The 12,648-nt window shown below is 68.0% G+C and carries 11 protein-coding genes and 1 pseudogene; 10 read left to right on the top strand and 2 right to left on the bottom strand.

The features are described 5' to 3' along the window. Positions 1 to 13: 13 nt before the first annotated feature. Entirely contained in the window at positions 14 to 277 is a 264-nt protein-coding gene (locus ACIBCU_RS12345; protein WP_362940187.1) for a hypothetical protein, read from the bottom strand. 199 nt (positions 278 to 476) lie between these two features. Next, complete coding sequence (locus ACIBCU_RS12340; protein WP_362940190.1) at positions 477 to 1,691, bottom strand: helix-turn-helix domain-containing protein; 1,215 nt, start codon at positions 1,689 to 1,691, stop codon at positions 477 to 479. Positions 1,692 to 2,350: 659 nt separating this feature from the next. On the opposite strand from ACIBCU_RS12340, the gene ACIBCU_RS12335 reads away from it, so the two are divergent. The 10 genes and pseudogenes from ACIBCU_RS12335 to ACIBCU_RS12290 all read left to right on the top strand — a co-directional run bounded on the left by ACIBCU_RS12335 (position 2,351) and on the right by ACIBCU_RS12290 (position 12,647). Further along, positions 2,351 to 2,989, top strand: a complete 639-nt coding sequence (locus tag ACIBCU_RS12335) for a hypothetical protein (protein ID WP_362940192.1) — start codon at positions 2,351 to 2,353, stop codon at positions 2,987 to 2,989. Positions 2,990 to 3,202: 213 nt separating this feature from the next. Continuing rightward, positions 3,203 to 3,331, top strand: coding sequence for a hypothetical protein (locus ACIBCU_RS12330; protein WP_362940194.1), 129 nt, complete (start codon positions 3,203 to 3,205; stop codon positions 3,329 to 3,331). A gap of 151 nt (positions 3,332 to 3,482) precedes the next feature. Then, complete coding sequence (locus ACIBCU_RS12325; protein ID WP_362940196.1) at positions 3,483 to 4,931, top strand: DUF6801 domain-containing protein; 1,449 nt, start codon at positions 3,483 to 3,485, stop codon at positions 4,929 to 4,931. A 70-nt stretch (positions 4,932 to 5,001) separates the two neighbouring features. After that, on the top strand, positions 5,002 to 5,958 hold the full coding sequence (locus ACIBCU_RS12320; RefSeq protein WP_362940199.1) for a hypothetical protein: 957 nt from the start codon (positions 5,002 to 5,004) through the stop codon (positions 5,956 to 5,958). A 710-nt stretch (positions 5,959 to 6,668) separates the two neighbouring features. Then, complete coding sequence (locus ACIBCU_RS12315; RefSeq protein ID WP_362940202.1) at positions 6,669 to 7,652, top strand: ATP-binding cassette domain-containing protein; 984 nt, start codon at positions 6,669 to 6,671, stop codon at positions 7,650 to 7,652. Then, a pseudogene (locus tag ACIBCU_RS12310) lies at positions 7,649 to 8,494 on the top strand (MlaE family ABC transporter permease); the annotation flags it as partial. The gene ACIBCU_RS12315 and the pseudogene ACIBCU_RS12310, both read left to right, overlap by 4 nt. Positions 8,495 to 8,501: 7 nt before the next feature. Then, a complete protein-coding gene (locus ACIBCU_RS12305; protein ID WP_351280556.1) occupies positions 8,502 to 9,305 on the top strand; it encodes an ABC transporter permease in 804 nt (267 codons plus the stop codon). Beyond that, the gene (locus ACIBCU_RS12300; RefSeq protein ID WP_399231667.1) at positions 9,305 to 10,603 is read left to right on the top strand and encodes an MCE family protein; all 1,299 of its coding nucleotides are present in this window, start codon (positions 9,305 to 9,307) and stop codon (positions 10,601 to 10,603) included. Before ACIBCU_RS12305 ends, ACIBCU_RS12300 begins: the two co-directional genes overlap by 1 nt. Then, on the top strand, positions 10,600 to 11,631 hold the full coding sequence (locus ACIBCU_RS12295; RefSeq protein ID WP_399231016.1) for an MCE family protein: 1,032 nt from the start codon (positions 10,600 to 10,602) through the stop codon (positions 11,629 to 11,631). The genes ACIBCU_RS12300 and ACIBCU_RS12295 overlap by 4 nt, the downstream gene beginning before the upstream one ends. Beyond that, positions 11,628 to 12,647, top strand: coding sequence for an MCE family protein (locus ACIBCU_RS12290; RefSeq protein ID WP_399231014.1), 1,020 nt, complete (start codon positions 11,628 to 11,630; stop codon positions 12,645 to 12,647). Before ACIBCU_RS12295 ends, ACIBCU_RS12290 begins: the two co-directional genes overlap by 4 nt. The last annotated feature ends 1 nt before the right edge of the window (position 12,648 follow it).

Raw genomic sequence — 12,648 nt, 5'->3', positions numbered from 1 at the left:
AAGCAGGCGAGCGTCACCAGGCGCTGTCGTGGCGCACCGCGAGATGAGGGTGATGGGCGGAGAGCACCTTGTTGGCCCAGGCGAGCTCGGACAGCGCCTGTTCGCGGTCGGCCTGGTCCTCGATGCCGAGCCTCGGTCCCCGGAACCTGCGCACCTCGCGAGCGGCGCAGTCGGCGTCGAACTCCGCCTGAAGGATGTGCGGCGGAGTGCAGGACCCGATCAGTGCGGCGACCCGGTCCGGGATCGGCACGGGGACGAGGAGGTGCGAGGCGGTCATGTGGGGGTTCCCTCTCGGATGGTTGGCCAGGAGGTGGCGCTTCGCGGCGGCCGGTGGGCCACCGCTCCTCCCTATGTAACGGGACGCAGTTCCGGGTTTCTTGTTGAGAACGTCTCCGTGTCGCAACCGTTTGGGACTGACCGTCTATTTCGCGTTACCTGGCAGTAAGTTGACTCTGTGCGCGGCGTGTGATGCTCCCTCAGTTCAGCGACTGGCCGCTGCGAGCCCGTAACTGCATGGCGCGCAGCACGGCTTCGGTCGAGAAGCGGCTCTCGGGGTCGGTGAGCTGGTCGCCGAAGATGGCCTCCAGGCTGCGCATCCGGTAGCGGACCGTCTGAGGATGCACATCCAGCAGCTCGCCCATCTGGGCGGCGGTGCCACGGGTGTCGAGCCAGATCCGCAGCGTCTCGATCAGCCGCTCGCGTCGTGTGGCGCTGATGCCGGAGACCGCGGCCAGTTCACGCTCGGCGAGCTGGTCGAGGAGGACCGGGTCGGACAGGAGCCACAGCGTGGTGAGGTGGTCCTCGCAGAGGATGACCGGCGCGTCGTCGATGACCCCCGCGTCGACGAGTTCGAGGACACGCCGGGCCCAGCGGATCGAGTCGGCGGCGAGCGCGGTCGGCACCGTCAGCCCTATAGCCGCACCACCACCGGGGATCGTCCGGTCGAGCATCTCCCTGCGCGCGTCGTCCATCGGCCCGGGAACCAGCAGGTGCGGCTGCGGATCGGCGGGGTCGATCAGGACGTCGTGGTCCGCGCTGATCCGGTCCAGGCCGGACGGGGCGCGTACGGCGACGAGCGTGACCTGCTCGGGCAGCGTCCAGCCGGTCTGCTCGCACAGCTCGGCGATGGCGCTACGGGGTACGGGCCTGCCCGTGAGGATCAGATGCAGCAGCCGCCGGCGCACCGCCTCGCTCTGCTGGTCGGACTGGGCCTGCACTTCCAGATAGCCCTCGCGGGACAGCGACTCGAGCTCGTCCACGTACGCGAAGAGCGCGTCGGCGAAGCTGAGCATCAGCGCCGGCGAGAAGTTGTAACTCCGGCCCACCTTCTTCGCCCGCCGGAGCGCGACCCGCGCACCCAATCGATAAGCGCCCTGGAGCGCGTCCATGGTGCGGCCCTCGTAGGCCTCGAACCTGCCGAATCTCCGGCACATGTCGTCGCGCAGGACCGTGGGGGACGAGGGTTCGGCGACCAGGTCGACAAAGGAGGAAAGGCTCTGCTCGACGCCCATGCGGATGGATGTCCCATTGGGGCCGTTCAGCAGACGCGCGTATTCCGGATAGGCGCGGGTCACTTCCATGCCTATCTCTTTGATCAGGCTCGGCAGTTCGGGCCGCATGATCGCGGCGAACTCCTGGGGGAGGGGCCCCAGCGGATCTCCGGTGTCCAGTGGCTGGATGAGTCTCGACATGACCGTCCCCTTGCTTCCTGGGCCCGGAGTGGGTGGAACGTGTGGGGGAAAGCGCTCCCACGGACCGACAGGTGTATACCAACATCGGCGCCGAAGATAGACCAAGTCGGGCGGGGTGCCCACCGCCTGGACAGGATGGAAGTGCAGGGGGCACACAACGTGGCCCTGTTGTGGGGCTCCGGTGCAGGTGGGGCCGTAAATGCTCACTTCCGGACAATGTTTTCGGCCGTGGGCGCACCGAGGGCGTCGGCGGGGTGTCGCGGCGCCCGCCGCACCGGCTGTCCTGAGGGATGTCTCCGGACTCTCCTCGGCATCCTCTGATCTTCTCCGGAAGTTCCGGGCGGTGGTGGCGTCGAGCCGGGGGCGGGCGGCAACGCGGCATTTCCGCAGGGATATTGCGCAGGAAGTGACAAGTGCGCCAGGCGAATTAGTGACGTACTGACGAGGAAAAAAACTTGCCCAACCAATCTTGACCGGCGGGATTGTGCTCCAAGTTTCCCGCAAGTAACGTCACGCCCTGTCACAGAACGTGTGTGGCTGAAAGCGCAGCACGGCCCCCACGCAACACGATTCATCGCGGCACTCCCTGCGCCTTTGCAGGAATTCGGGTGCCTTCCCCGCAACAGTGCACCCGCACTGGCGAATCGGAGGAACTCACTGTGCGCAACTCCCTCAGAAAGATCGCGATCGCGGCCGGTGCAGCCGCAGCCGCTGTCACGCTCGGCACAACGACCGCCACCGCCGGCGTCGCCGCTCCGACCTGGACCGTCACCCCCGCGCCCTCGCCGGTGGCGGTCTCGGCCACCAACTCCGGCACCGTCTCCCTCAGCCTCAACGGTATCCCGCTGACGTGTACGTCATCGGCGGCCAGCGCCGTGCTGGCGACCGCCTCCGGTACCTCCAACGTGACGGTCGGCACCATCGCTCCGCTGACCTGGAGCGGGTGCACCAGTCCGTTCGGCCCGGTGACACCGACCGCCAACACCTCCCCGGCGTGGCAGCTGAAGGCGAACACTTACAGCGCCGGAACCACCAACGGTTACATCGCCGGAGTGAAGGCCACGCTGACGGTCCTCACGTGCACCTTCACGGTGACGGGCGACGTCACGGCCGGCTACAACAACACCAGCGGTCAGCTCACGATCGGCAACAACGCCACGTATCAGCTGACCGTCGCCACCGTCACCCCGGGCTGCTCCGGCATCGCGGCCGTGGGCCAGCACCCGACCTACACCGCCAAGTACAACGCGGTCAAGACGGGTACCACCATCAAGCCGGGCATCGTGTACACGCCCTGATCCGTGCCACGAGCCACTCAGGAATGAAATGAGCAGGGATCGCACGGCGGGGTCCGCCCGCCGTGCGATCTCCGTGCCCACCAACTCGTCACCGAGACGGAGGAGCCGGCGTGCGCAGCTGTCTCAGGAAGCTCGCGACGGCGGCGGGTGCCACCGTCGCTGCCGTCACCTTCGCGGCACCCGCTGCTCGACGACAGCACCTACAAGCTCACCGTGGGTACAGCCTCTGCGGGGTGGGCCGGGCTCGCGTCCGTGGGCGACAACTGGGTGTACGAAGCCCTGTACTCGGTGACCACGCCGAGCGGCGGCACCACCAGGCCGAGCATCGTGTACACCCCCTGATCCGGGTGCAGGCCAGTCCTGAGCGATCAAGGAGCCCGTGGCGAGTACACCCGCCACGCGATGCACCGTCCGACCGGTCCGAAAGGGGACATCGTCAGTGAGAGGCACTCGTACGACGGGAGCACGCAGGCGCACGGCACGGGGCGCCGCAGTGGCCACCGCGGTGCTGCTGGGAGGCATGGTCCCCGGTGCGCAGGCCGCCGCCGGTGTGCAGGACGTCGATACGGAACTGGCTTACACCTGCCGCCTTCCGGAGGGTGAGCAGTCGGTGAAGGTCAACGTCACCGCGAAGGTTCCCGAGTCCGCTCGGGCAGGACAGGCGATCCAGCCCGAGGACCTGGGGTTGGACCTGACGCTGCCCGAGGGCGTGCCGGCCGCACTCTCCGACTCCGGAGCGGCGACTGTGAGCGCGGAGGCCCAACTCTCGGTCGGCGTTGCCCAGGGGGATCAGCGCGCCCGGACGGAGTGGATCGGGAAGACCGCCGAGCCGGTACCGGTTCCCGAAGCGGGCGACCTGGCGCTGAGTACGTCGGGGAGCGTCCCCTACGTGAAGCCCGAGGTGCCCGGCGACCTGGCGTTCGAAGCGGGCGACCTCTCCGTGGAACTCGCTCTCAAGAAGGCCGACGGGGCACCGGCCGTGCCGCCGGCCCTCGCCCTGAGCTGCGCGCTGGACGCCGGGCAGGAGGCGACGCTGGCAGAGGTGCCCGTGAGTGACGAGGGTGGGGAGGCGGGGGCGGAGCCCACTCCGACCGGGTCCTGGCCCGAGGAGCAGGTGACAGGCGGAGACGACGACCTCCCGGAGGTCGGAGCTCCGGCGCACCAGCCTGCTGCGGCCGACGCGCCTCCGTGTGTGGGCGATCCGAGTGAGGACATGAGCATGATCGCCTATGTCACCGGCTATGCGAACGTGGCAAAACTCAAGGGGGCGACCAAATTCCCGTTGGCTTGTGCGCGGATCACGCAGGGCGAGAGCAGGATCGTGCCCGATGGTGAATTCCTGCATGTGTACCAGGACTCGGCGGTGGATCTCGACCACGAGGGGAAACCACAGCTTCCTCCTGCGTCCGGCACCTTTCTGACCTTCGGATTCATGCCGACGACCGCGACCCTGGAAATGACGCAGATCCCCCCGGAAACCAACCCTGACGGGACTCGCGTTCCGAACATCAAGTCAGACCTGGCGATCAATATCGCCGAGGGCTCGACCAAGGCCGTGACGGTGGTGACTCTCGAGCTGATGCTCAGGCTCCGTGACGTCGAGGTCAACGGCGTTCCCTTGGACGTGGGTGACAACTGCCGCACCAGCGAACCCTTCACTCTGAGACTGGAAGGGCATATGACTCTGAAGGACGGAGTCCAGGTGGGGTACACCCTGGCGACCGGGGGCGAGCTGACCGGGGCGGTGACACTGCCTCCCTTCAGCGGGTGCGGTGCCGACGAGGACCTGGACAACGTCTTCACCGCGTCCCTCTCCGGAGCGCCCGGCTATGTCAAACAGGTGCAGGGGGCTCCTTGTGCGCCCGCGCAGCACACGCCCGGTGCCGGCGGCGTCTGCACGGACGCCTACGGGCCGGCGGACGTGCCCGAAGCGAGCCGTTGACCTGCGGCCGAACCGACCCACCGCACCGAAGACAGCAACCCCCCGACCCACCTCACGAATTGAGGGAACCATGAGATCTGCCTCGAAGACCTGGATCAAGGCCGGCGGAGCCGTCGCCGCGTCCGCCGCGCTGGTCATGCCCCTGACCGCATCGCCGGCCGGTGCCGCTACCGCCGCAGCGACCCAGCTCAACGGCTCCTGGGCTCCGTTCGACCGTTGTCCGGTGGATGCACCCGCGATGCTCGCGACGGACGGCGACACCGACGTTCCCCTGTGCGTGACGTCCACCTCGCCCAACGGGACGATCAAGCTGGGCAACACCGAGGCGACGACCGGCTCGACGAATCTTCAGTTCGGAGTCATCCAGCACCCGGCCGAGGGGACCTACACGGTCGTTCCGCCTGCGGCCGGGTCCATCATCAGCGGCAAGACCACCATCCCCGGTGGCCTCCTCGGCATCATGTGCCCCAGCAATGTCCCGGTCGTCTCGGCCGTCTGCGGGCAGATCACCAACGCCACCCTGAACAAGGTGACCGCGACCGTCGAGTCGGCCGGTACGCCGACCGACTTCAGCCTGGTCGCCGGGATCTCCTCCGGGCCGATCGTCAAGCTGCCTGTCAAGATCCGTCTCGAGAACCCGCTGCTCGGCTCCAAGTGCTACATAGGAAGCAGCAGCAACCCGGTGCTTCTGCGTCCCGGGAACATCAGTGCCCCCAACTTCGCGGCCTCGCGATTCAACGCTGACGGCACGGCGAACCCGGACGAGGGGTCGATGATCCAGATCGCTCTGTCCGGAGCGGCCCAGGGTGACAGCCAGTTCTCCGTGCCGAAGGCCGGCGGCTGCGGTCTCGGTGGCATCCTCAGCTGGGCGATCGACCTCAAGGTGGGCCTGCCCGCTGCGGCCGGTACGAACAACCTCGTCCTGAACGACGCCAAGACCTACACGGCCGGTCTCACCGCTCCGGGTGTGTCGGTGCCCAACGCCGGCAAGGAGCTCTCCGAGAGCTGGCACTCCGCGGTGAAGTAGCCGTCGGAGAGTACGGGCCGCCGTCTCCGGTTTCTTGTCACTTCGTGCGCCCCGGCCCTTGACCGCCCATGAGCCCGCCCCGACCGGACGAACCCTGGTCGGGGCGGGCTTCGGCATGTCCGGACCGGCTGCCGAGCGCCTGCCGCTTCGGCCCGGAGGCCCTCACTTTTCGACAGGTTTCGCGGCCCGATCACTCACCGGGGCATAAGAAAACGGTGCGCTGCAATTACCTCGGAGAAAGTTCGTGAAGTGCTATTGCGGACTTAGGTTACCGGCCCGTAGCGTCCCGCTTGAGCAGCTCGGAAACGCGTCCGTACCTGCTTGTTCGACGCACGTGGAGTCCCGGTCGCGCCCCTCTTGACCCGGGATTCCTCCGGGAGTTCCTCCGGTCCCGAACCCTCCCACCGGGGCGGGATTCTCCCGGCCGCCGGTGTCTCGTGGCTCCGGCCCTCCTGGGCCGCGGGACCCCGGTGCACCGGGAGAGCTTGCGCAGATTCCGACAAGGCCGCCGGGCGGGTTTGTCAATCGGTGACAAGTGATCCACGCAGAGATCAAAGTCCGGCGATTTCCGCTGTTCAACGGCTTGTCCTCGCGGTTTCGACGGACATAACGTGCGCCTCCTGGTGCATGTGTGACGAGCCGCCATTGCTTTTACCGGAGCCGGAGCGCTGACAGATGACGTCGTTCACCACCACTTCGAGGGAGGGTCGATGGGTATCGAAGTAGTCGTCGAAGGCCTGACGAAGTCCTTCGGCAAGCAGAACATCTGGCAGGACATCAGCCTCACGCTGCCGGCCGGTGAGGTGAGCGTCATGCTCGGGCCTTCCGGTACCGGGAAGACCGTGTTCCTGAAATCCATCGTCGGACTGCTGAAGCCGGAAAGGGGCCGTGTCCTCATCAACGGCGTCGACATGGTGAACAGCCCCGAGCGCGAAATCATGGAGACCCGGAAACTCTTCGGCCTCATGTTCCAGGACGGCGCCCTCTTCGGCTCGATGTCGCTCTTCGACAACATCGCCTTCCCCTTGCGTGAGCACACCCGAAAGAAGGAGTCCGAGATCCGCCGCATCGTCATGGAGCGGATCGACATCGTGGGTCTGCTGGGCGCGGAGGGAAAGCTGCCGGGCGAGATATCCGGCGGTATGCGCAAGCGGGCCGGTCTCGCCCGCGCCCTCGTCCTGGACCCGCAGATCATCCTCTGCGACGAGCCGGACTCCGGCCTCGACCCGGTCCGTACGGCCTACCTCTCGCAGCTCCTTATCGACCTCAACGCCCAGATCGACGCGACGATGCTCATCGTCACCCACAACCTCGACATCGCGGCCACCGTCCCCGACAACATGGGGATGCTGTTCTGCCGCAACCTCGTCACCTTCGGCCCGCGCGAGGTCCTGCTCACCAGCGACATGCCCGTCGTCTCGCAGTTCCTCGCCGGACGCCGCGAAGGCCCCATCGGCATGTCCGAGGAGAAGGACGCGGCCACCCTCGCAGCGGAGCAGACCAACGGCTTCGGCCACACGGCCGGGCCCCGCACCGTCGTACCGCAGCTGGAGCCCTCACCCGGGCTGCCCGTCCGGCAGGCCGCCCTGCGCCGCCGGGAGCGGGTCCTCTCCATGATGGGCCAGCTGCCGGAGGCCGCCCGTACAGCCATCCTGAACAGCTACACGCCGACCCTGGACGGTGGGCGCCGATGACGGCACCACTGCCCGTACGCCCACCCGTGCCGGCCGCCGAGGAGGCGCGGGCGCAGGCACCGAAGCAGAGACGGCCCTCGCGACTCCTCGCCCCGCTGCGCCAGACCGGGCAGCTGTACGCCCTCGCTCTGGCCGTCGGCCGGGCGATCTTCCGCCGCCCGTTCCAGGTGCGGGAGTTCATCGAGCAGTTCTGGTTCGTCGCCAGCGTCACCATCCTGCCCGCCGCCCTCGTCTCGATCCCCTTCGGCGCGGTCATCGCCCTCCAGGTCGGATCCCTCACCGAACAGCTCGGCGCCCAGTCGTTCACCGGCGGCGCCAGCGTCCTCGCCGTCATCCAGCAGGCCAGCCCCCTCATCGTGGCCCTGCTGATCGCCGGGGCCGCGGGGTCCGCCATCTGCGCGGACCTCGGTTCGCGCAAGATCCGCGAGGAGCTCGACGCCATGGAGGTCATGGGCGTCTCGCCGATCCAGCGCCTCGTCGTCCCCCGCGTGCTGGCCACCATGTTCGTCGCCGTCCTGCTCAACGGGCTGGTGTCCGTGGTCGGCACGCTCGGCGGCTACTTCTTCAACGTGATCATGCAGGACGGCACACCGGGTGCCTACCTCGCCAGCTTCTCCGCCCTCGCTCAGCTGCCCGACCTCTACATCGGTGAACTCAAGGCGCTGATCTTCGGCTTCATCGCGGGCATCGTCGCCGCCTACCGGGGACTGAACCCGCGCGGCGGCCCCAAGGGGGTGGGCGACGCGGTCAACCAGTCCGTCGTCATCACCTTCATGCTCCTGTTCGCGGTGAACATGGTCCTCACGGCGATCTACCTCCAGATCGTCCCCGCGAAGGGGGGGCTGACCGATGTCCATGCTCGGCTGGCTCGACCGCTCAGGGGAGCAACTCACCTTCTACGTACGGGCGCTCGTCTGGATCCCCCGGACGCTGCGCCGCTATCTCAAGGAGGTGCAGCGGCTGCTCGCCGAGGTCGCCTTCGGCAGCGGCGGCCTCGGTGTCATCGGCGGAACCATCGGCGTGATGATCGCGATGACCCTCGCCACCGGCTCGGTCGTCGGCCTCCAGGGATACGCGGCCCTCGACCAGATCGGCACCTCCGCCTTCACCGGCTTCATCTCCGCCTACTTCAACACCCGCGAGATCGCCCCGCTCGTCGCGGGCCTCGCCCTCTCCGCGACCGTCGGCGCCGGCTTCACCGCCCAGCTCGGCGCGATGCGGATCAACGAGGAGGTCGACGCCCTCGAAGCGATGGGCGTGCGCTCCATGCCCTACCTCGTCACCACGCGGATCATCGCCGGCGTCGTCGCCATCATCCCGCTGTACGCGATCGGGCTGCTCTCCTCCTACCTGGCGTCCCGCTACATCACCGTCCTGTTCAACGGGCAGTCGGCGGGCACCTACGACCACTACTTCAATCTCTTCCTCTCCCCGGACGACGTACTGCTGTCGGTGCTCAAGGTGCTGATCTTCAGTGTGCTGGTGATCCTCGCCCACTGCTACTACGGCTTCCACGCCACCGGCGGCCCGGCCGGCGTGGGAGTGGCCGTGGGCCGCTCGGTGCGCAACGCCATCGTGCTGATCAGCGTCACCGACTTCTTCCTCTCGCTCGCCATCTGGGGCGCGACGACAACGGTGAAGGTGGCCGGCTGATGCATTCCCCAACGGCGCGGACGGTGCGCCGCAGACTCGCGGGTGTGGCCTTCGTGCTCGTGCCCGCCGTGCTCGTATGGCTGTCGGTCTCCGTCTACGAGAAGGACTTCACGGACGACGCCACCGTGACCGTACGCACCGGAAGCGTCGGCAACGAGATGCACGACAACGCCGAGGTGAAGCTGCGCGGAGTCGTGATCGGCGAGGTGCGTGACATCGAGGCGGCCGGGGACGGGGCGCGGCTGACCCTCGCCATCCAGCCCGGCCGGCTGGAGCAGATACCCGCGGACGTCACCGCACAGATGCTGCCCACCACCCTCTTCGGCGAGCGGTTCGTCGCCCTCGTACCTCCGTCCGTCCCGTCCACGCAGACCCTGCGGGCCGGTGCCGTGATCCCGCAGGACCGCTCCTCCAACGCCATCGAGCTGGAGGAGGTCCTCGACAACGTCCTGCCGATGCTGACCGCCGTCCAGCCGCAGAAGCTCGCCGCCACCCTCAACGCGGTGTCGCAGGCGCTCGAAGGACGCGGCGACAAGCTCGGCGACACGCTGGTCACCCTCGACGCCCACCTCAGGGAGTTCAACCCGCAACTCCCCACGCTCAACGCGGACATCAAGGAACTCGTCAAGGTCAGCAGGCTCTACGCGGACGCCGCCCCCGACGTCCTGGACGCGCTCACCGACTTCACCACCACCAGCGGCACCATCGCCGAACAGCAGGCGGAACTCGCCGGTCTGTACGGCTCCACCACCGCCTCCGCCCAGGACGTCACCTCCTTCCTGCGCAAGAACAAGGACAACCTCATCCGCCTCTCCGCCTCGGGCCGGCCGACGCTGGAACTCCTCGCGGAGTACTCGGACGCCTTCCCCTGCACCCTGCGTACGATGGCCGGCTTCGTGCCCGCCATGGACAAGGCGCTCGGCAAGGGCACCGACCGGCCCGGCCTCCACGTCACCCTCAAGCCCGTGGAGTCGAAGGGCACGTACGTGGCGGGCAAGGACACCCCGGTCTACGACGCGACCGGCGGGCCGCACTGCTACTCGGTGCCGTACACCGGCAGGCCGGTGCCGACCGCCGACGCCCGGACCGCTTCCGTCACGGACAGCGCCGCCGGCGCGGCCGGCCAGGACACCGGAGCCGCCGACACGGCCCTCGGCATGCCCAACTCCCCGGAGGAGAGCCGACTCGTCAACGAGCTCGTCGCCCCCTCCCTGAATGTGCGGCCCCAGAACCTGCCCGACTGGAGCGGCGTGCTCATCGGTCCGGCCTTCCGCGGTGCGGAGGTGAAGCTCAAGTGAAGCGCCGCTCCCTCGCGGGACCCCTCGTGAAGTCGATCGTCTTCGTCGTGGTGACCGCCCTGGCCACCACCGTCCTGGGACTGTCCATCGCCAACACCGGCGTCGGCGACACCGTTTCGTACAAGGCGCGGTTCACCGACGCGACCGGACTCGTCGTAGGCGACAGCGTCCGGATCGCCGGCGTCAAGGTGGGGCAGGTCGAATCCATCCAGGTCGCCGACAAGCGGCTGGCCGAGGTCGGCTTCGCCGTCCGGAAGGGCCGGAAGCTGCCCGCCTCGGTGACCGCCTCGATCAAGTACCTCAACATGGTCGGCCAGCGCTACATCGACCTCGACCAGGGCGCCGGGCCCGTCGGCGCGAGCTTCAGGTCGGGAGAGACCATCCCGCTCTCGCGCACCACACCCGCGCTGGACCTCACCCAGCTCTTCAACGGCTTCCAGCCGCTCTTCGAGGGGCTGTCGCCACCGGACGTCAACCAGCTCGCCGGCTCGATCGTCCAGGTCCTCCAGGGCGAGGGCGGCACCGTCGACAGCATCCTCTCCCACGTCGGATCGCTGACCGGCACCGTCGCGGCCAAGGACGAGGTGATCGGCGAGGTGATCAGGAACCTCAACACGGTCCTGAAGACCGTCAACGACCGGGAGGCGGGCTTCGACGACCTCGTCGTCACCCTCCAGAAGCTCGTCACGGGCTTCTCCGGCGACCGCAAGCCGCTCGGCGAGGCGGTCACGGCGATGGGCGCGCTCACCACCGTCACCGCGGACCTCCTCCAGGACGGCCGCAAGCCGCTCAAGGAGGACATCGCCCAGCTCGGACGGCTCACCGGAGGGCTCGACGAGAACGCCCCCAAGATCGAGAGCTTCCTGCAGAAGACCCCGGCCAAGATGGAGGCGATCACCCGCCTCACCTCGTACGGGTCATGGCTCAACCTCTACCTCTGCGAAGCCAGGGTCAACGGTGTGACGACCGAGGACGGCAGCGCGCCGCCCACCGGCGTCACCATCGACCAGCCGAGGTGTCAGGGATGAGAATCAAGCCCGTACGGGAACGCAACCCCGTCGCCGTCAGCATCGTCGGACTCCTCGTCCTGACACTCGTCGGCCTCGCCGCCTACCGTGCCGACGCACTGCCCTTCATCGGTGGCGGCACCACCTACAGCGCCGACTTCACCGAATCCGCCGGCCTCGACGAGGGCGACGAGGTACGGATCGCCGGAGTGAAGGTGGGCGAGGTCACCGGCGTCTCGCTCGACGGCGCCAAGGTGAAGGTGGACTTCCGGGTCAAGAACGCCTGGATCGGCAACTCCTCCACCGTGGGCATCGCCATCAAGACCCTCCTGGGCGACAAGTACCTCGCCGTCGACCCCCTCGGCAACGACCGGCAGGACCCGGACTCCCGCATCACCGCGAGCCGCACCACGTCCCCGTACGACGTCACCCAGGCGTTCAACGGACTCGGCGAGACGATCGAAGCGATCGACACCGCCCAGCTCGCCCAGAGCTTCGAGACGATCTCCGAGACGTTCAAGGACTCACCACCCGACGTACGCAGTGCGGCGAACGGGCTGTCGGCGCTGTCGAGGACGGTGTCCGAGCGGGACGCCCAGCTCGCCACCCTCCTCAAGGGCAGCAAGCAGCTCACCAAGACGCTCGCGAGCAAGAAGAGCAGCTTCGAGACCCTCCTGGAGGACGGAAATCTGCTCCTCGGCGAGATCCAGGCGCGCCGCGACTCCATCCACCTGCTGCTCACCGGCACCCGGAACCTCGGGACGCAGCTCACCGGGCTCGTCACGGACAACGACAAGCAGCTGAAACCCACCCTGGACTCGCTGGGACGGGTCACCTCGGTCCTGGTGAAGAACCGCAAGAGCCTCGACAAGGTCCTCTCCCTGGCCGGCTCCTACAACCGGCTCGTCGGCAACACCCTCGGCAACGGCCGCTGGTTCGACAACTACGTCTGCGGGGTCGTCCCGAAGAGCTACCTGCCCGCCGGCACACCCCCCGAGGACGGCGACTGCATGCCACCGAAGCAGGGAGGGCGCTGAC

It is taken from the genome of Streptomyces sp. NPDC051064 (genome assembly GCF_044455985.1).
In the GTDB taxonomy this organism is placed as follows: domain Bacteria; phylum Actinomycetota; class Actinomycetes; order Streptomycetales; family Streptomycetaceae; genus Streptomyces.
Note: the sequence above shows the minus strand (reverse complement) of the source record. Positions and strands in the feature narration are given on the sequence as shown.

Coding starts and splice junctions, on each gene's coding strand:
- ACIBCU_RS12345 (WP_362940187.1), bottom strand. CDS start 277: ATGACCGCCTCGCACCTCCTCGTCCCCGTGCCGATCCCGGACCGGGTC.
- ACIBCU_RS12340 (WP_362940190.1), bottom strand. CDS start 1,691: ATGTCGAGACTCATCCAGCCACTGGACACCGGAGATCCGCTGGGGCCC.
- ACIBCU_RS12320 (WP_362940199.1), top strand. CDS start 5,002: ATGAGATCTGCCTCGAAGACCTGGATCAAGGCCGGCGGAGCCGTCGCC.
- ACIBCU_RS12315 (WP_362940202.1), top strand. CDS start 6,669: ATGGGTATCGAAGTAGTCGTCGAAGGCCTGACGAAGTCCTTCGGCAAG.
- ACIBCU_RS12305 (WP_351280556.1), top strand. CDS start 8,502: ATGTCCATGCTCGGCTGGCTCGACCGCTCAGGGGAGCAACTCACCTTC.
- ACIBCU_RS12300 (WP_399231667.1), top strand. CDS start 9,305: ATGCATTCCCCAACGGCGCGGACGGTGCGCCGCAGACTCGCGGGTGTG.
- ACIBCU_RS12290 (WP_399231014.1), top strand. CDS start 11,628: ATGAGAATCAAGCCCGTACGGGAACGCAACCCCGTCGCCGTCAGCATC.